This is a genomic window from Eoetvoesiella caeni, from assembly GCF_003315175.1.
In the GTDB taxonomy this organism is placed as follows: domain Bacteria; phylum Pseudomonadota; class Gammaproteobacteria; order Burkholderiales; family Burkholderiaceae_B; genus Eoetvoesia; species Eoetvoesia caeni.
In genome coordinates this window covers 97,170-115,539 of record NZ_QNRQ01000009.1, presented here as the reverse complement: position 1 = coordinate 115,539, position 18,370 = coordinate 97,170, and the positions used below count along the sequence as shown (strand labels likewise).

Below are 18,370 nucleotides of genomic sequence, written 5' to 3'. Positions count from 1 at the left end.
GGGCGGCTTTCCCAGGTTTCGCGTTACTTTCTAATTTGAAACTGGGTATACTGGTTGGAATACGGCTTATCAAGGCGTCGTACGTTGCCTTCTGCCCTGCTATCCGCTAACCGGTCTGGCCGTGTCGCGGAAGGTTGTCCCCTGCATCAAAACGAGCGAGACGCTCGCAAAGGTGAAGCGCATTTATGTCATCGGAAATAGAACTTTTATCCACGTCTTATCTTTTCGGCAGTAACGCCCCATATGTAGAGGAACTCTACGAATCCTATCTGGACAATCCTTCGTCCATCGGGGATCAATGGCGTGCTTACTTCGATCAGCTTCAACATCAGCCTGCAACCGATGGCCGCGAAATTACGCGCGACCAGGCACATGCCCCCATAGTCGAATCTTTTGCGCAGCGCGCAAAGGCCAACGCATTCGTTGCGCGCTCCCAAGAGCCCGACCTTGCCGTGGCCGGCAAACAGGTTTACGTCCAGTCCATTATCGCGGCTTATCGCTCGCTGGGTGCCCGCTTTGCCGAGCTCGATCCGCTCAAGCGCCACGACCGCCCCGTCATTCCGGAACTCGACCCTGGGTTCTACGGTCTGACCGAAGCCGACCTGGACCAGGTGTATTCCGCCACGAACACCTATTTCACCAAAGCCGACACAATGACCATGCGCGACATGCTCAAGGCATTGCGCGACACATATTGCCGCACTGTCGGCGCCGAATTCATGCACATCTCCGATCCGGCCGCCAAGCGCTGGATCCAGGAACGCCTGGAGTCCATGAGCGGCGTGCCGGCGTTTGCGCCAGAGCGCAAGCGGCACATCCTGCAGCAGGTCACCGAAGCCGAAGGTCTCGAGCGCTTCCTGCACACCAAGTACGTGGGGCAAAAGCGCTTCTCGCTTGAGGGCGGCGAAAGCTTTATCGCCGCCATGGACGAAGTCGTCAATCACGCCGGCGAAAACGGCGTCCAGGAAATCGTGGTCGGCATGGCCCACCGCGGCCGCTTGAACATGCTGGTCAACATCATGGGCAAGATGCCGGGCGACCTGTTCGCCGAATTCGAAGGCAAGCATGCACAGGGGTTGACCGACGGCGACGTCAAATATCACAACGGTTTTTCCAGCGACCTCTCCACCCGCGGCGGCCCGGTTCACTTGTCGCTGGCGTTCAATCCTTCACACCTTGAAATCGTCAACCCCGTGGTCGAAGGCAGCGTGCGCGCCCGCCAGGACCGCCGCGGCGACGACGACGGCAGCCAGGTGCTGCCCGTTCTGGTGCATGGCGACGCCGCCTTTGCGGGCCAGGGCGTGGTCATGGAAACGCTCAATCTTGCGCAAACCCGCGGCTACGGTACCGGCGGTACGCTGCACATTGTCATCAACAACCAAATCGGCTTTACCACTTCCGATCCGCGCGATACGCGTTCCACGCTGTATTGCACCGACGTGGTCAAGATGATCGAAGCCCCTGTGTTCCATGTCAACGGCGACGACCCCGAAGCCGTTGTGTACGTAACGCAGCTGGCGTTGGACTACCGCCGCGAATTCGAACACGATGTCGTGGTCGATATCGTTTGCTTTCGCAAGCTGGGCCACAACGAACAAGACACTCCTTCGCTTACCCAGCCTCTTATGTACAAGAGCATCGGCCAGCATCCCGGCACCCGCAAGCTGTATGCCGACAAGCTGGTTGCGCAAGGCGTTCTTTCCGAAGGCGAACCCGACCAGTTGGTCAAGGACTACCGCCAGCTCATGGAAGACGGCCAGCGTACCGTCGAACCAGTTCTTACCGACTACAAGAACAAGTACTCCACCGACTGGACTGCCTTCCTTAACGCCAAGTGGACCGACCAGGCCGACACCGGCGTACCCCAGGTCGAGCTTACCCGCATCGGCGAAAAGCTCACCATGGTTCCCGAGAACTTCACGGTTCACCCATTGGTCAACAAGCTGCTCAACGACCGCCTGAAAATGGCGCGCGGCGAACAAAAGGTCGACTGGGGCATGGGCGAGCATCTTGCGTTTGCCACGCTGGTTTCCTCCGGTTATGCCATCCGCATTACCGGCCAGGACTCGGGCCGCGGCACGTTCTCGCACCGCCATGCGGTGCTGCACGATCAAAAGCGCGAACGCTGGAACGACGGCGCCTATATTCCGCTGCAGAACGTCTCCGAAACCCAGGCTCCGTTCACGGTCATCGACTCCGTGCTGTCCGAAATGGCGGTACTGGGCTTCGAGTACGGCTATGCAACTGCCGAACCCAACACGCTAACCATCTGGGAAGCGCAGTTTGGCGACTTCGTCAATGGCGCCCAGGTCGTTATCGACCAGTTCATCAGCTCGGGCGAAGCCAAGTGGGGACGCCAGTGCGGCCTTACTTTGATGCTGCCGCATGGCTACGAAGGCCAGGGTCCAGAGCACTCGTCCGCGCGCATCGAGCGCTTCCTGCAACTGTGCGCCGACAACAATATCCAGGTGGTACAGCCCAGCAACGGGGCACAAATATTCCACGTGCTGCGCCGCCAGATGATCCGGGCGTTCCGCAAGCCATTGATCATTCTTACGCCCAAGTCCTTGCTGCGCCACAAAGACGCGGCATCGCCGCTGTCCGACCTGGTAACCAGCCAGTTCCTCCCCGTTATCGGCGAACAAAGCGAAACCATCGACCCGGCGGGCGTCAAGCGCGTGCTGGTTTGTTCGGGCCGGGTTTATTACGACCTGGTCCATGCCCGTACCGAAGCAGGGCGCAACGACGTTGCCATTCTGCGCGTCGAACAGCTTTACCCGTTTGCCCACAAATCGTTCCAGGCCGAATTGCAAAAATACGCCAATGCGACTGAAATCGTTTGGGTGCAGGACGAGCCGCAGAACCAAGGTCCATGGTTTTATGTGCAGCACCATCTGTACGAGAATATGGCTGAAGGCCAAAAGCTGGGTTATGCCGGTCGTTCCGCGTCGGCTTCTCCTGCAGTGGGCTACCTGGCCAAGCACCAGGAGCAACAGAAGGCTTTGCTTGAGCAGGCTTTTTCTGCCAAGTTCAAAGGCTTCATGCTGACCAAATAACAAATATCTTTCATAACGGAATACATACTATGGCTATCACAGAGGTTCTCGTTCCCCAGCTTTCCGAATCAATTTCAGAAGCAACCCTGCTCACATGGAAGAAGCAGCCGGGCGAAGCGGTAACTGCCGATGAAATCCTTATCGAAGTCGAAACCGATAAAGTCGTACTGGAAGTGCCTGCCCCCGCTTCGGGCGTACTGAGTGAAATCGTCAAGGCCGACGGCAGCACTGTCACGGCTGGCGAAGTCCTGGCTCGCATCGACACCGACGCCAAGGCCAGCGCGGCGCCCGCCGCTGCAGCGGCACCCGCTCCAGCAGCCGCACCGGCAGCGGCAGCGCCCGCCGCCGCTTCGGTATCGGCCATTGCGTCGCCTGCCGCATCCAAGATCTTGGCCGAAAAGGGTGTCGATGCCGTTTCAGTCGAAGGCTCGGGCCGCGGCGGCCGCATTACCAAGGGCGACGCCCTGGAAGCCGGTTCGGCAGCTCCCGCCAAAAAGGCCGCGGCGCCTGTTGCGCCTCCCACCTTGTCGCTGGACGGCCGCCCAGAGCAGCGCGTTCCCATGAGCCGCCTGCGTGCCCGTGTGGCCGAACGCCTGCTGCAGTCGCAAGCCGAAAACGCCATCCTGACCACCTTCAACGAAGTCAATATGCAGGCCATTCTTGACCTGCGCGCGCTATATAAAGACAAGTTCGAGAAAGAACACGGCGTCAAGCTGGGCTTTACGTCGTTCTTCGTCAAGGCCGCCGTGGCCGCACTGAAGAAGTTCCCGCTGGTCAATGCCTCGGTCGACGGCAAGGACATTATTTATCACGGCTACTTCGATATCGGCATTGCGGTCGGCAGCCCGCGCGGCCTGGTCGTGCCCATCCTGCGCAACGCCGACCAACTCTCGATCGCCGACATCGAGAAACAGATCGCCGACTTCGGCGCGCGCGCTCGCGACGGCAAGCTTACTCTTGAAGAGCTTACCGGCGGCACGTTCTCCATCTCCAATGGCGGTGTGTTCGGCTCCATGCTGTCCACGCCCATCATCAACCCGCCGCAGTCGGCCATCCTGGGCATCCATGCCACCAAGGACCGCGCTGTCGTCGAAAAAGGCCAGATTGTCATCCGGCCCATGAACTACCTGGCGCTGTCGTACGACCACCGCATCATCGACGGCCGTGAAGCCGTGCTGGCGCTGGTTGCCATGAAAGAAGCCCTTGAAGATCCTCAGCGTTTGCTGCTCGACCTCTGATCGATCCCGGCCTTAAGCAGGAATCGGGCCCCGGAAATCGTACCGAAGCATTCGCGTACCGTTTGCCGGGGCCTTTTGTATAAACGCCGCGGGGCCTGTATGTCCGGTCCTGTACTTGCGGCGTTTCCTTTGTTCCGGAGTGCGCGCCCTTTGTGCGGGCTCCCTTATTTTATCGAGTGAATACTATGGCTAAACAATTCGACGTAGTCGTCATTGGCGCAGGCCCCGGAGGCTACATCGCCGCTATCCGCGCCGCGCAGCTGGGCATGTCGGTGGCGTGCATCGACGCATGGAGCACGGCTGACGGCAAGCCCGCGCCCGGCGGCACCTGCACCAATGTCGGGTGCATCCCGTCCAAGGCATTGCTGCAGTCTTCCGAACACTACGACCAGGCCAACCATCACTTTGCCGAGCACGGCATCGAAGTCAAGGGCGTCGGCCTGAAGCTCGACACCCTGGTCGGGCGCAAAGACTCGGTCGTCAAGCAGAACAACGAAGGCATTCTGTATTTGTTCAAAAAGAACAAGGTTACTTTCTTCCATGGTACGGGCTCGTTCGCGGCGTATGTCGATGGCGGCTGGTCTATCAAGGTGGCTGGCGCCTCCGAAGAAGATTTGCTGGCCAAGCACGTCATTGTTGCGACCGGCTCCGCGCCGCGTGCGTTGCCGGGCCTGCCGTTCGACGAAAAGAAAATCCTGTCCAACGATGGCGCCCTGAGCCTGGGCGCCGTGCCCAAGAAGCTTGGCGTCATCGGCGCCGGCGTTATTGGCCTGGAGCTGGGCAGCGTCTGGCGCCGCCTGGGCGCGGAAGTCACCGTCCTGGAAGCCATGCCCGATTTTCTGGCGGTGGCGGACCAGCAGGTGGCCAAAGAAGCGCTTAAAGTGTTCACCAAGCAGGGCCTGAAGATCAGCACCGGCGTCAAGATCGGCGAAGTCAAGACGACCGCCAAGTCGGTAACCGTGCCTTATACCGACGCGTCGGGCGCCGAACAGTCGCTGGCTGTTGACAACCTCATCGTTTCGATCGGCCGCGTGCCGCATACCCAGGGCCTGGGCGTGGACACCGTGGGCCTGAAGCTGGACGAGCGCGGCTTCGTCATTGTCGATGACGAGTGCAAGACCAATCTTCCCAATGTCTGGGCGGTTGGCGACGTTGTGCGGGGCCCCATGCTGGCGCACAAGGCCGAAGAAGAGGGCGTTGCCGTGGCCGAGCGCATTTCCGGCCAGCACAGCCATGTCAACTTCGGCACGATTCCCAGCGTTATCTATACCTCGCCGGAAATCGCCTGGGTGGGCCGCAACGAACAGCAGCTCAAGACGGAAGGCGTGGCCTACAAGGCCGGCAGCTTTCCTTTCCTGGCCAACGGCCGTGCGCGGGCCTTGGGGGACACCACCGGTTTCGTCAAGATTCTTGCCGATGCCAAGACCGACGAGGTGCTGGGCGTCCATATTATCGGGCCCATGGCTTCCGAGCTTATTTCCGAAGCCGTCACCATCATGGAATTCCGCGGTGCGGCCGAAGACATTGCACGTATCTGCCATGCGCATCCGACCTTGTCCGAAGCCATGAAAGAAGCGGCGCTGGCCGTCGACAAACGTACCCTGAATTTCTAATAAGGCAGGCCGCCATGTGCCTGCAAGAGGCTGCGTTGCACGGCGGGCCATACGCCGCGTGCAGCGCCAGTCTTCCGGTACGTTGAAGAAGGGGGCGTAAGCCCCCTTTTTATCGCCGTGCCGGGCTTAAGCAGGGAGCCATTCTTTCAATTATGCAAGACCGGGGTTTATGAACGTTCGCGAGTATTACCAACATGCTCTAGATGAGCGCGGCTATCAGGCCGATGCGGCTCAGTTGGCCGCTATCGACCGTTTGCAGCAGTATTACGACGACTGGATCGAATTCAAAGAGGCCCGCTCGACGACATTGCGCAAGATGTTTCGCAGGCCCGACGTCCCCCGCGGCGTTTATATGTGGGGCGGCGTGGGGCGCGGCAAAAGCTTCCTGATGGACGCGTTCTACATGTCCGTGCCGCTCAAGCGCAAGACCCGCCTGCATTTTCACGAATTCATTCGCGGCGTGCATCGCGAGCTGGACGAAGTCAAAGGGATGCAAGATCCGCTGGACGAAGTGGCGCGGCGCATTGCCAAGCGCTACCGCCTGATCTGCTTCGACGAGTTCCATATTTCGGACGTCGCCGACGCAATGATTCTGCATCGGCTGTTGTTCAAGCTGTTCGAGCTGGGCACGTCTTTTGTCATGACATCGAATTACGAGCCCTCCACTTTGTACCCGGACGGCCTGCATCGCGACCGCATTCTGCCCGCCATCAAGCTGATCAAAGAGCGGATGGACATACTGAACGTCGACACCGGAACAGACTACCGGCGCCGCATGCTGGCGACCGTGCGCATGTATTTGTCTCCTATTGTCGAATCCACAAACATTGAACTGCGCGAGATTTTTGAACGCTTGTCGGACACGGCGCCGCTAAAGCCGGTACTGACGATAGAGCATCGCGAGGTCAAGGCGATTGCCTTGTCCGGCAGCATTGTGTGGTTCGACTTTGCCACCTTGTGCGGCGGGCCGCGTTCGCAGAATGACTATCTGGACTTGGCCAGCCGCTTCCAGACCGTCATTGTCTCGGACGTGCCGCGCATGACGGCGCGTCATGCCTCTGAAGCACGGCGGTTTACCTGGCTGATCGATGTTTTTTACGACCATAAGGTCAAGCTCATCATGTCGGCCGAGTGCGAGCCGGAAGAGTTATATACTCAAGGTCCGATGGCCAACGAGTTCCATCGCACTGTCTCGCGCATTATGGAAATGCATTCGCGCGAATACCTCGAGTCCGAGCGCCGCACGACGGCGACGCTCTGAACCTTAAAGCATTGACTAATCTATGACTACCCGCGTATTGACCGGCATTACGACTTCCGGAACACCGCACCTGGGCAATTATGCCGGGGCGATCCGGCCTTCAATCCAGACCAGCGAGCTGCCCGGCGTGGACGCCTTTTATTTCATGGCCGACTACCACGCCCTGATCAAGTGCGACGACCCGCAGCGTATTGCCCGCTCGCGCCTGGAAATTGCCGCCACCTGGATTGCCGCTGGCCTGGACGCGGACAAAGTCACGCTTTACCGGCAGTCCGATGTTCCCGAGATTCCCGAACTGTGCTGGATGCTTACCTGCGTTACGCCCAAGGGACTGATGAACCGGGCGCACGCTTACAAGGCGTCGGTTGACCAGAATGTGGCCCGGCAGGCCGAGCCCGACGACGGCGTCAACATGGGCTTGTTCTCTTATCCCATCTTGATGGCGGCTGACATTCTCATGTTCAATGCGCGCAAAGTGCCGGTTGGGCGCGACCAGGTTCAGCACCTGGAAATGGCGCGCGACATCGCGCAGCGTTTCAATCATTTGTACGGCGGCGGCCAGGACTTCTTTGTCTTGCCTGAAGTGCAGATCGACGACGAAGTGGCAACCTTGCCGGGGCTGGACGGGCGCAAGATGTCCAAGAGCTACGACAATACTATCCCTCTGTTCGAGGGCGGCGCCAAGGCCACCAGGGCCGCGGTGGCGCGCATTGTGACCGATTCGCGCGAACCTGGGCAGCCCAAGGATGCGGAAGGCTCGCACTTGTACACCTTGTACCGGGCCTTCGCCACGCCGCAAGAGTCCCTGCAGTTTCGCCGGGAACTGGAACAGGGAATGGGTTGGGGCGATGCCAAGAATCAGTTGTGCGATCGCATCGAACTGGAGCTGGCGCCAATGCGCGAACGCTATGCCGAGCTTATGGCCAAGCCCCAGCGCATCGAAGAAATCCTGCAGGCCGGCGCTGCCAAGGCGCGCAAGATCTCCGCGCCTTTCATGGCGCAATTGCGGGCCGCAGTGGGGTTGCGCCCCGCAGTGGTCAGTGCCGCACAAGATAAGGCCGGCAAAACCAAGGCAGAAAAGAAAGCCCGTTTCGTAAGCTTTCGGGACGAAGAGGGCCAGTTCCGGTTTCGCTTGCTGGATGCGGCCGGCAACGAGCTTTTGCTGTCCAGCGCCTTTGCCAATCCGAAGGCGGCCGGCGAGGTCATCAAGCGCCTGCAAAACGAGGAACTCGATGGCTTTGTGGTCCAGGCAGGTGAAGCCGCGGTGCTGCGCGTTGGCGAAGTCGAAGTGGGCCGCCTTGAGGCCGCAGCGCTGCCCGCAGTGCGTGAAGCCATAGCCTCGCTAAGCGCAGCCGAATAGTCTTCTCTATAACGAAGCGCTCATTTGAGCGCTTCGTTCATCCTGCCGGCTATTCGCAATATTCGGCTTCCAGCTTCAGCTTACGGCATAACGCCAGCAGCGAATCGGTGCCTTCCCGGTGGACCAGCACGGTCTGGAAGTCGTTGGTATAGCTTTGGCCGAAATGGATCAGGCGATACGCCGCATGATGCTCCAGCAGTTGGGCGTCCAGCCATTGAAAATAGTCCGAGACCGTTTCGAAGTCATTGTCGTCGTAGGGATAGTCGGGCAGTTGCGGCGCCTCGAACGCCGCAATGATCTGCTCGTGCAGTTCGTCGACGGTGTCGGCCACGGCAAAGTAATCTTCAAGCTCGATAAACACAATAAAGGCAATGACGCCCTGCGGGTCGTATTGCGCGACTTCTGCCGCTTCAGTGCCGTAGTTCTCTGCCAGCACGGCGGCCGGATTCTCCAGCGCTTGCCGGCATATGCCCACTATGCGCGCGATTTCGTGTTCGTCAAGATCGCCGCAGCTTAGCGCTGCAACCAATGTCGCGATATCTGTGTCGAAATTCTCGGGTATGTCGGACATGGGTTTCACTTATTTAGTTTGGCGAATGCGGCCGCCATTGCGCCCAGGCCGTTATCGGCCGGTGGCTTGCCCGACTGCCGCGTAGATTGGGCCGTTCTGCCGCTGGGGCCGTTGCCGCGCCGCTGCGGCGCGGAATCGTCGTCCAGCCGCATGGTCAGCCCCACACGCTTGCGTGCAACATCGACTTCCTGGACCTTTACTTTGACGGTTTGCCCCACGCGCACGACGTCGCGCGGATCTTTGACGAATTTATCGGCCAGCGCCGAGATGTGCACGAGGCCGTCCTGATGCACGCCAATATCGACAAAGGCGCCGAAGTTGGCCACGTTGGTGATGACGCCTTCAAGTACCATGCCCACGTGCAAATCGTTCAGCGAATTGACGCCTTCCTTGAATTGGGCGGTCTTGAACTCGGGACGCGGATCGCGGCCGGGCTTTTCCAGTTCGGTGAAGATGTCCTTGACGGTGGGCAGTCCAAAACGTTCGTCGGTGAAATCGGACGGCGACACGCCTTTCAGGGCGCCTTGCTGCCCCATGATCTGGCGCGCGTCGGCATTGATCTTGCCCAGGATGCGCTGTACGACCGGATAGGCTTCGGGGTGTACCGAAGATGCATCCAGCGGGTTATCGCCGTTGGCGATGCGCAGAAAGCCGGCGGCCTGCTCGAACGCCTTGTCGCCGAAACGCGCAACCTTCATCAAGGCTTTGCGGTTGGGGAAGGCGCCGTTGGCGTCGCGCCAGGCCACGATGTTCTTGGCCAGCGTCGTGTTCAAGCCCGACACCCGCGTCAGCAGCGGCGCCGAGGCGGTATTGACGTCCACGCCCACAGCGTTCACGCAGTCCTCGATGACGGCATCCAGCGAACGGGCCAGTTCGCGCTGGTTGACATCGTGCTGGTACTGGCCCACACCGATAGCCTTGGGTTCAATCTTGACCAATTCCGCCAACGGGTCTTGCAAGCGCCGGGCAATGGATACCGCCCCGCGCAGGCTGACGTCCAGGTCGGGGAATTCCATGGCGGCAAGTTCGGATGCGGAATAAACCGACGCGCCGGCTTCTGAAACGATGACGCGGGTGAACGAGAGCGCGGGAAATTTTTCGAGCAGGTCGATGACAAGTTTTTCGGTTTCGCGCGAGGCCGTGCCGTTGCCGATGGCCGCAAGTTCTACGTTGTGGCGGGTGGCCAGCGCAGCCAGTGTGTTGATGGAACCCTCGCGGTCGCGGCGCGGCTCGAAGGGATAGATGGTGGCCGTGTCCAGCACTTTTCCGGTGGGATCGATGATGGCGACCTTGACGCCCGTGCGTATGCCGGGGTCCAGCCCCATGACGGCCTTGGGGCCGGCCGGAGCCGCCAGCAGCAGGTCTTTGAGGTTGGCGGCGAATACGCGGATGGCTTCTTGCTCGGCCTCGTCGCGCAGGCGGCCGATAAGCTCGGTTTCAAATGCCGTCAAGAGCTTGACGCGCCAGGTCCAGCGGCAGACTTCAGCCAGCCAGCGCGCGCGCGGCGTGGCTTCAAGCGAAAAATCGGCACCGGTTTTCAGGGCCTGGGCAATGCGCACAACGCAGGGATGCGGCGTTAGCTGTTCCAGTTCGGGCTTGAGCCCCAGGCGCAAATCCAATGCGCCTTGTTGGCGTCCGCGCAGCAACGCAAGCACCCGGTGCGAGGGCAGGGTGCGCAGGGGCTCCTGAAAGTCGAACCAGTCGCGGAAGTTGTCGCCGTCGTTTTCCTTGCCTTCGACGACTTTCGAGTACAGCAGCCCCGTATTCCAGAGGTGGTCGCGCAGGTCGGCCAGCAGGTCGGCGTTTTCGGCATAGCGCTCGGCCAGGATGTCGCGCGCGCCGTCAAGAGCCGCTTTGGCATCGTTGATGGAAGCTTCGGCATTCAGATAGTCCAGCGCCAGCACGGCCGGGTCGCACGAGACGTCGTCCACGATGGCGTCGGCAAGCGGCTCCAGGCCGGCTTCGCGGGCGATCTGGGCGCGGGTGCGCCGCTTGGGCTTGTAGGGCGCATACAGGTCTTCCAGGCGCTGCTTGGTGTCGGCCGCTTCGATTTCTTTTTGCAGCTCGGGGCTTAGCTTGCCCTGCTGTTCGATAGATTCCAGGATGGCCGAGCGCCGGCCTTCCATCTCGCGCACGTAAAGCAGCCGTACTTCCAGGTTGCGCAGCACCGTGTCGTCCAGCCCGCCCGTGGCTTCTTTGCGGTAGCGGGCGATGAAAGGCACCGTAGCGCCGCCATCCAGCAGTTCGATGGCCGAGGCGATCTGGGAGCTGCGGACGCCGAGTTCGCCGGTAAGCAGGGCCAGGATGCGCGCGGCATCACTGGCTGTGGAAGAAGTGGAATTGGTGTGGACTGCGGTAGTGGTCATGAATCTATCTATAAAACGTCGCTCAAGCGGGGCATTTTGCCACAGGCTGGCCTCGGGAATGTAACCGAGGATGTTCGGGGGGACTCCAGTGTCCTGCGTGGTTAATACGCACGGCGTCTCAGGCGGACGGGGTACTGGGGTTATCATTTGGTATCTCCCTTCTATTATGACCTTGTCATCGACCGGATGCTGTTGCAAGAACTTTCCGATATTTTCTCTCCGAGTGGCCCGATTGCGGCCGCCGTGCCCGATTTCAGGCCGCGCCAGGCGCAGCTGGAGCTTGCGCAGGCCATAGAAACGGCTCTGCAAGAGCGCAAGGTCCTGGTTGCCGAAGCCGGTACCGGCACCGGCAAGACCTGGGCGTATCTGGTTCCGGCCTTTCTTAGCGGTGGCAAGGTGCTGGTCTCGACCGGTACGCGTACGCTGCAAGACCAATTGTTCCGGCGCGATTTGCCGCGCTTGCGCGAAGCGCTGGCCTTGCCCATTACCATTGCCCTGCTCAAGGGCCGTGGCAACTATGTATGCCATTATCATCTCGAGCGGCTGGGCGGTGACGACCGCGCCTTGAAATCGCGGGCGGAAATCGGCCAGTTGCGGGCCATCCAGGTTTTTGCCCAGCAGTCCAAAACGGGCGACAAGGCCGACTTGGCCCAGGTTCCCGAAGACGCGGACATCTGGAACAGGGTGACCTCCACGCGCGAGAATTGCCTGGGCCAGGAGTGTCCCCATGTGCGCGACTGTTTTGTGCTGAAGGCGCGGCGATACGCGCAGGACGCCGACCTGGTGGTCGTCAACCATGCGCTGTTCATGGCCGACCTGGCCCTGCGCGAAGACGGAATTACCGATTTGCTGCCGGCCGCCGACATGGTGGTGTTCGACGAGGCCCATCAACTACCCGACATAGCCACACGCTTTCTGGGCACCAGCGTTTCGTCGCACCAATTGCTGGACCTGGCGCGCATGGTCGAGGCTGCGGGCCTGGCCCAGGCTCGCGAGTCGACCAACTGGAGCGAGGCGGGTAAAAAAATCGAACAGGCCGCGCGCGACTTGCGCCTGGCCGCCGCACCCATCGACAAGCTGCCGGGGCGCAAGGCCACTTACGACGCCATTCCCAATGCGGCCGAGTTCGACCAGGCGCTGGACGATTTATTGCAGGTACTGGACCGCAGCGCGCAACTGCTGAATGTGGTGTCTGAAAAACATCCGGATCTCGCGGCCGCGCATAAAAGCTGCCTGGACTTGCGCGCCAAGTTGTTTCTATGGAGCCAACCCGACAGGCAAGGCCGCAATGCGCTCGTGCCGGGCTCGTCGGCCGGCGACAAGCTCAAGGAAGGCGGGCTTGACGCCGCTGCCCGGGAAACGGCGGATGCATTCGATGCGGTGCAAGCCGAAACACTGGTTACCGTTGCGCCGCCGGCCTCGGTGCGCTGGGTGGAACAAAGCACGCACCATATGCGTTTGCACAGCGCGCCTTTGTCGGTGGCACAGATCTTCTCGCGCTATCGCCGCGAGGATCAAGCCTGGGTGCTGACTTCGGCCACCTTGTCGGTGGGCGGCAATTTTGCGCACTTTCAAAAGCAATTGGGCCTGTGGAGCGCGTCGACGCTGCGCTGGGACTCGCCTTTCGATTATGGCCAGCAAGGCGTGCTGTTCGTGCCGAAAAACCTGCCTTTGCCCAACGATAGCCGGTTCAACGAAAAATTCGTCGAGGTCTTGCTGCCCTTGATCGAGGTTTCGCAGGGCGGGGTGCTGGTGCTGTGCACCACCTTGCGCTCGGTCGACCGCATTGCCGAGCTGCTCGAAGAACAGTTGGACGTAGCGGGCAGCGATCGCGTCCTGCTGCGCCAGGGCGAAAGCTCGCGGCGGGTGCTGCTGGAACGCTTCCGGACCGAGAAAAACGCCATCCTGGTTGGCAGCGCCAGTTTTTGGGAAGGCATCGATGTGCCGGGCGACGCACTGACGCTGGTGGCTATCGACAAGCTGCCGTTTGCTCCGCCGGACGATCCCGTACTGGAGGCGCGGCTGAATTTATGCCGCAAAGAAGGCGGCAATCCCTTCATGGAATATCAGGTGCCCGAGGCCGCCATTGCCTTGAAACAAGGGGCCGGCCGCCTGATCCGTTCGGAAAGCGACTGGGGCGTGTTGGTGGTGGGCGACAGCCGTATTGTCGACAAGCCCTACGGCAAGCTGCTGTGGCGCGGGTTGCCGCCGTTTTCGCGCACGCGCGAACTGGGCCAGGTGCTGGAGTTCTTTAATAGGAAACAGGCGCCTGTGGCGCCTGTCGAAGGACTTGAAGCGGAAGCAGCCGCGCCCTGAAGATATTTCGGCGTGGTGCAAGCCGGCCTTCGATTCCCTGTTGGGTTAGGCCGGGCCCCACTTTGGACTTAAAGCCAGTTCAGGGGGTTCCAGGCGCTTTTGGGTTCGTCCAGCCCTTGTGCGTAGAACTTGCTGTTGGGGAAGTTCTGGTCCAGGATGCGCTTGGTGTCGTCGCGCAGTTCGGGCATGTTCAGCTTGTCGTACGACATATACATGATATACAAGGCTCTTTCGGCCACGGGCACGCCCTGGAAGTCGGTAATGACGGTTTGCGCGCGGTTGATGGCGGCCAGATAGGCATGGCGCTCGTAATAGTATTGCGCTACGTGCGTTTCGTTTTCGGCCAGGGTACTGACCAGCCAGGTGACGCGCTTTTTGGCGTCTGCGGTATAGCGGCTGTCCGGGTAGCGCTTGATCAGCTCGTTGAAGGCTTCATATGACTCGCGCAGGCCCTTGGGGTCGCGTTCGCTGGGGTCCTGGCGGGTAATCTTGGTGAACGACGCGCTGGGCGGTGTAAACGTAATGAGCCCTTTTAGATACAACATGTAATCGGTACCCTCGTGATTTGGGTACTGCTGCTGGAAGCGGTCGATGGCCGCCAGCGCCTGTTCGGGTTCGTCGTCTTTCCAGTTGACGTAAGCCAGGTCGATAAGCGCCTGTTGCGCGTAGCCGCCGAACGGATAGCGGGATTCGACGGCCTCGAGGTGGGTGCGGGCCTCTTTCCAGTTGGCGTCGCTGACTTCGGTGCGGGCTTCTTTGTACAGGCGGTCGGCGCTCCAGCCGGCTGTTTTGTCGACGTCGCCTTTAAGGGAACTGCAGCCGGCTACAACAATGAGCGCCAGCACGGCAAGCGCCGAGCGGGTAAGTGTTTTCATCTGGTTAAAGCCACGAATATTCATGTTTGGGCGAGTCACAAAAGCGTCCTTGGTGTTAGCATGCAGGCTGATTATATGATTAGTCGCCATGCCTGACACAGATATTGCCACAGAAAGTTTAAACCCGGTGCAACCGCTACAGTTCGAGCTGCCTTTCAAAGCCTTGCCTGAACGTTTGGACAAAGTTCTGGCCCGTTTGATCCCCGAACATTCCCGCAGCCGGCTGCAGGCCTGGATCGAGGGCGGCCATGTGCACGTCAATGGGCAGGCCGCCCGCGTGCGGCAAATGGTCAATCCGGGCGACAAGATTACTGTCTGGGAACAGTTGCCGCCCGAGTCGCTGGCGTTTTCGCCCGAGCCGGTCGAGTTCGGCGTGGTGGCGGAAAGCCCGGATTGGATAGTCGTGAACAAGCCGGCCGGGCTGGTCACGCATCCGGGCGCAGGCAACTGGAGCGGCACGCTGCTGAACGGTTTGCTGCATCGGTTTCCCGAACTCAAGGCGGTGGCGCGGGCGGGCATCGTGCACCGGCTCGATAAAGACACTTCAGGCCTGCTTGTCGTGGCCCGCCACGAAAAGGCGCAGACCCATTTGATACGGCAACTGCAAGACAGAAGCGTCAGCCGCGAGTACGTGGCGCTGGTGCATGGCAATATCGTCAAGTCCGGGACGGTCGACAGGGCCATAGGGCGGGATGCCCGGGTGCCGGTGCGCATGGCCGTCGAAAATCCCATTGCACCCAAGGCGGCTATTACCCATTACGAACCGGTGCGTATCGGCGAGACCGCCGAAGGCAGCCTGGTTACCGAGGTGGCGTGCCGGCTCGAGACCGGCCGCACGCACCAGATCCGGGTGCATATGGCCAGTTTGCGCCACCCGCTGGTTGCCGACGTGTTGTACGGCGGCAAGCAGCTGGCTGGCGCCGCCCGGCAACTGCTGCATGCGCGTGCATTGCGCTTCGACGATTTTTCCACCGGGCAGCGGGTCTCGTTCGAGGCACCGCTGGCCGAAGATTTTCTGGCTGTGTTGCAAGGCATCGCCTGGCATGAGCCATGAGCAAGCCGCTTGAATGTGTGACCGGCGCTGCCTGGAAAGGCGTGCGCTATTTTTGCACGACGCGTTCGGGCGGTGTAAGCAGCGGTGCTCTGGCGTCGCTGAATCTTGCGCGCCATGTGCGCGACGACGTTGCCAATGTCGATGAAAACCGGCGCCGCCTTGCCGCCTTGCTGCCGACCGAGCCAGCGTGGCTGGAGCAGGTGCACGGAGTCCAGGTTTTCGATGCGGATATGCCCGGCGACGGCGGGCCATGCCCCCGCGCCGATGCCGCGGTGACTACCATGCCCAACCGGGTGCTGGCCATCATGACGGCCGACTGCCTGCCCGTGGTGATCGGCGACGTGGATGGCGTAGCGCTGGGCGTTGCGCATGCCGGCTGGCGCGGGCTGGCGGCGGGCGTGCTCGAGAACACGCTCGAGCAACTGCGTCAAAAGCATTCGGGCGCGTCGGCCTGGCGCGCCTGGATAGGCCCGGCGATAGGCCAGCCGCATTTCGAAGTGGGGGCCGATGTGTTGCAGGCCTTTGTTCAGGCCGATCCCCGGTGCCAGGAATTCTTTGCGCCGGGCGGTAAAGAGGGCAAATGGCTGGCCGACCTGTCGGGGCTGGCCTCATACAGATTGCGCATGGCCGGCGTCGACGACATACAGGCCAGCGGCTATTGTTCTTATGCGCAAGCCGACTTGTTTTATTCATACCGGCGCGATGCCTCCAGCGGACGCATGGCCACTGTGGCGTGGCTGGAGCGCGGCTGATCCTCATGCTCGCGGGCCGGGCCGCGGCTACGCCGTTTGACCGAGCCTAGCTGCTTACCCTGATTGACAGTGTTGCAAATCATCCGCAACATGAGTCTAAAGGTTTATAAAAAGCATAGGTGTCGCATGACTGCTTCATTTCAGGCCGAATGGCCCATTCCCGTCAGTGTGGCTCCAGACAAGCTGGCCGAAATCCAGGCCGAGTTTTCCAGAGACTGGTCAGGCGTACTAGAACAGGCCCAGCGCGGTTCGCTGGCACCACCCGCAGACAGGCGCTTCAAGGCGCCCGGCTGGGCGACCAGTTCCAATTATCTGCTCAACGCGCACGCATACGTGCTTTCCGCTAGGGCAATGCAGCAAATGGTAGAGGCCGCGCAATTGTCCGAACCGCTACGGGACAGGTTACGGTTTTCGGTCATGCAATGGATCGAGGCCGTATCGCCATCCAATTTCCTTGCCACCAACCCCGAAGCGCAGCGTCTTATGCTGGAGACCAACGGGCAGTCCCTTAAACTGGGAGTCCAGAACCTGTTGGCCGATTTAGAAAAAGGACATATTTCGCAAACCGACGAGTCCGGATTCGAGCTGGGCGGGAACGTCGGCATTTCCAGCGGTCAGGTGGTCTTTGAAAACCGCCTCATGCAGGTCATTCAGTACGCGCCCCTGACCACCCAGGTGTACAAGCGGCCGCTGCTTATTGTTCCGCCCTGCATCAACAAGTTCTACGTGCTTGACCTCCAGCCCGAAAATTCTTTTGTGCGGCACGCGGTTGAACAGGGGTTCAGCGTCTTTCTCGTTTCATGGCGCAATCCCCTGGCTTCCGATACCGACGGCATCGATACGGCTACCTGGGAAGACTATTTGCAAGAAGGCGTCCTGGCCGCGGTGCAGGTGGTGCAGGACATCTCGCGCCATGAACGCATCAATGCCCTGGGCTTTTGCGTCGGCGGCACTTTGCTGGCGTCGGCGCTGGCTTTGGCCCACGCCCGGGGCGACCATCCGGTCGAATCGCTGACCTTGCTTACCACCCTGTTGGACTTCGAAGAAACCGGAGTGCTTGACGTCTTTGTCGACGAGACGCACGCTCAGGCCCGTGAACGCCAACTGGGACACGGCGGGCTGATGTCGGGCCGCGAACTGGCCACCACCTTTTCTTTCTTGCGCCCCAGCGAGCTGGTCTGGAATTACGTCGTGGGCAATTATCTGCAGGGGCAGTCGCCGCCGGCTTTCGACCTGTTGTTCTGGAATTCGGACGGAACCAATTTACCCGGGCCATTCTTTACCTGGTACTTTCGCAATACCTATCTCGAAAACAACCTGAAGGTTCCAGGCCGAATCAAGGTCGACGGGCATGCACTGGACTTGACCGCGCTGACCATGCCCACCTATCTGTACGGGTCGCGCGAAGATCATATTGTTCCGTGGCATGCGGCCTATGCCTCCACCGAGATCCTGCGCGGGCCTACGCGCTTCGTGCTGGGCGCTTCGGGCCATATTGCCGGAGTCATCAACCCGCCTTCCAAGGGCCGGCGGCATTACTGGGCCGGTCAAGGAACAAGCCGTCCGGGCAAATTGCCCGGCGACCCCGAAGCCTGGCTTGAAAGCGCCACGCAGCACGCCGGCAGCTGGTGGCCGGACTGGGCCGAATGGCTGGCAACGCACTCGGGCGAACGCCGGCGCGCTGTCGCAAAGCTTGGCAACGCGCGGCACACGCCTATCGAGCCCGCGCCCGGCCGCTATGTCAAGGTGCGGGCGGTATAACGGTATACGTACAACGAGATAACGGTTTTCAACACTACAGGAGGCGCGTGGGGCGATAATCGAAACGCCGCAGTATCAAGGTACAAGCAGTTTCGCCAAGTGCAAGCAGCAGGATGCAAGCACCAAGCAGCAACCCAGTCGAGGAGA

Annotated in this window: 12 protein-coding genes; 9 read left to right on the top strand and 3 right to left on the bottom strand. The window is 60.6% G+C overall.

All coding sequences use genetic code 11. The features are described from left to right. The first annotated feature begins 185 nt into the window (after window positions 1-185). The 5 genes from DFR37_RS15675 to DFR37_RS15655 all read left to right on the top strand — a co-directional run bounded on the left by DFR37_RS15675 (window position 186) and on the right by DFR37_RS15655 (window position 8,528). Entirely contained in the window at window positions 186-3,056 is a 2,871-nt protein-coding gene (locus DFR37_RS15675) for a 2-oxoglutarate dehydrogenase E1 component (protein WP_113934225.1), read from the top strand. 29 nt (window positions 3,057-3,085) lie between these two features. Continuing rightward, window positions 3,086-4,294 carry a 2-oxoglutarate dehydrogenase complex dihydrolipoyllysine-residue succinyltransferase gene (gene odhB, locus DFR37_RS15670; RefSeq protein ID WP_113934224.1) on the top strand — a complete coding sequence of 403 codons (1,209 nt, stop codon included), beginning with the start codon at window positions 3,086-3,088 and terminating at the stop codon, window positions 4,292-4,294. A 185-nt stretch (window positions 4,295-4,479) separates the two neighbouring features. Further along, complete coding sequence (gene lpdA / locus DFR37_RS15665; protein WP_113934223.1) at window positions 4,480-5,907, top strand: dihydrolipoyl dehydrogenase; 1,428 nt, start codon at window positions 4,480-4,482, stop codon at window positions 5,905-5,907. A 169-nt stretch (window positions 5,908-6,076) separates the two neighbouring features. After that, window positions 6,077-7,168, top strand: a complete 1,092-nt coding sequence (zapE, locus tag DFR37_RS15660; RefSeq protein WP_113934222.1) for a cell division protein ZapE — start codon at window positions 6,077-6,079, stop codon at window positions 7,166-7,168. A gap of 22 nt (window positions 7,169-7,190) precedes the next feature. Continuing rightward, window positions 7,191-8,528, top strand: coding sequence for a tryptophan--tRNA ligase (locus DFR37_RS15655; protein ID WP_113934221.1), 1,338 nt, complete (start codon window positions 7,191-7,193; stop codon window positions 8,526-8,528). 49 nt (window positions 8,529-8,577) lie between these two features. Here DFR37_RS15655 and DFR37_RS15650 read toward each other — a convergent pair whose 3' ends face one another. Then, a complete protein-coding gene (locus tag DFR37_RS15650; protein ID WP_113934220.1) occupies window positions 8,578-9,099 on the bottom strand; it encodes a hypothetical protein in 522 nt (173 codons plus the stop codon). 5 nt (window positions 9,100-9,104) lie between these two features. Next, window positions 9,105-11,465: a Tex family protein gene (locus DFR37_RS15645; RefSeq protein ID WP_113934219.1), complete on the bottom strand. Its 2,361-nt coding sequence runs from the start codon at window positions 11,463-11,465 to the stop codon at window positions 9,105-9,107. Between the two features lie 186 nt (window positions 11,466-11,651). Here DFR37_RS15645 and yoaA point away from each other — a divergent pair, with 186 nt between their 5' ends. Beyond that, on the top strand, window positions 11,652-13,781 hold the full coding sequence (yoaA, locus tag DFR37_RS15640; RefSeq protein ID WP_113934283.1) for a DNA repair helicase YoaA: 2,130 nt from the start codon (window positions 11,652-11,654) through the stop codon (window positions 13,779-13,781). 68 nt (window positions 13,782-13,849) lie between these two features. On the opposite strand, the gene DFR37_RS15635 is transcribed toward yoaA, so the two are convergent. After that, window positions 13,850-14,656, bottom strand: a complete 807-nt coding sequence (locus DFR37_RS15635; RefSeq protein WP_170139938.1) for an outer membrane protein assembly factor BamD — start codon at window positions 14,654-14,656, stop codon at window positions 13,850-13,852. Window positions 14,657-14,744: 88 nt separating this feature from the next. Between DFR37_RS15635 and DFR37_RS15630 the strand changes: the two genes are divergently transcribed. The 3 genes from DFR37_RS15630 (at window position 14,745) to phaC (ending at window position 18,223) form a co-directional block, all read left to right on the top strand. Then, window positions 14,745-15,710 carry an RluA family pseudouridine synthase gene (locus DFR37_RS15630; RefSeq protein ID WP_113934217.1) on the top strand — a complete coding sequence of 322 codons (966 nt, stop codon included), beginning with the start codon at window positions 14,745-14,747 and terminating at the stop codon, window positions 15,708-15,710. Further along, on the top strand, window positions 15,707-16,462 hold the full coding sequence (gene pgeF / locus DFR37_RS15625; protein ID WP_113934216.1) for a peptidoglycan editing factor PgeF: 756 nt from the start codon (window positions 15,707-15,709) through the stop codon (window positions 16,460-16,462). The genes DFR37_RS15630 and pgeF overlap by 4 nt, the downstream gene beginning before the upstream one ends. A gap of 126 nt (window positions 16,463-16,588) precedes the next feature. Then, the gene (gene phaC / locus DFR37_RS15620) at window positions 16,589-18,223 is read left to right on the top strand and encodes a class I poly(R)-hydroxyalkanoic acid synthase (RefSeq protein ID WP_113934215.1); all 1,635 of its coding nucleotides are present in this window, start codon (window positions 16,589-16,591) and stop codon (window positions 18,221-18,223) included. Window positions 18,224-18,370: the final 147 nt, after the last annotated feature.

Bases quoted from the DNA above. Each gene is read 5' to 3' on its own strand.
- odhB (WP_113934224.1), top strand. From the start codon at position 3,086: ATGGCTATCACAGAGGTTCTCGTTCCCCAGCTTTCCGAATCAATTTCA.
- DFR37_RS15645 (WP_113934219.1), bottom strand. From the start codon at position 11,465: ATGACCACTACCGCAGTCCACACCAATTCCACTTCTTCCACAGCCAGT.
- phaC (WP_113934215.1), top strand. From the start codon at position 16,589: ATGACTGCTTCATTTCAGGCCGAATGGCCCATTCCCGTCAGTGTGGCT.
- yoaA (WP_113934283.1), top strand. From the start codon at position 11,652: ATGCTGTTGCAAGAACTTTCCGATATTTTCTCTCCGAGTGGCCCGATT.
- DFR37_RS15675 (WP_113934225.1), top strand. From the start codon at position 186: ATGTCATCGGAAATAGAACTTTTATCCACGTCTTATCTTTTCGGCAGT.
- lpdA (WP_113934223.1), top strand. From the start codon at position 4,480: ATGGCTAAACAATTCGACGTAGTCGTCATTGGCGCAGGCCCCGGAGGC.
- DFR37_RS15630 (WP_113934217.1), top strand. From the start codon at position 14,745: ATGCCTGACACAGATATTGCCACAGAAAGTTTAAACCCGGTGCAACCG.
- pgeF (WP_113934216.1), top strand. From the start codon at position 15,707: ATGAGCAAGCCGCTTGAATGTGTGACCGGCGCTGCCTGGAAAGGCGTG.
- DFR37_RS15635 (WP_170139938.1), bottom strand. From the start codon at position 14,656: ATGAAAACACTTACCCGCTCGGCGCTTGCCGTGCTGGCGCTCATTGTT.
- DFR37_RS15650 (WP_113934220.1), bottom strand. From the start codon at position 9,099: ATGTCCGACATACCCGAGAATTTCGACACAGATATCGCGACATTGGTT.
- DFR37_RS15655 (WP_113934221.1), top strand. From the start codon at position 7,191: ATGACTACCCGCGTATTGACCGGCATTACGACTTCCGGAACACCGCAC.
- zapE (WP_113934222.1), top strand. From the start codon at position 6,077: ATGAACGTTCGCGAGTATTACCAACATGCTCTAGATGAGCGCGGCTAT.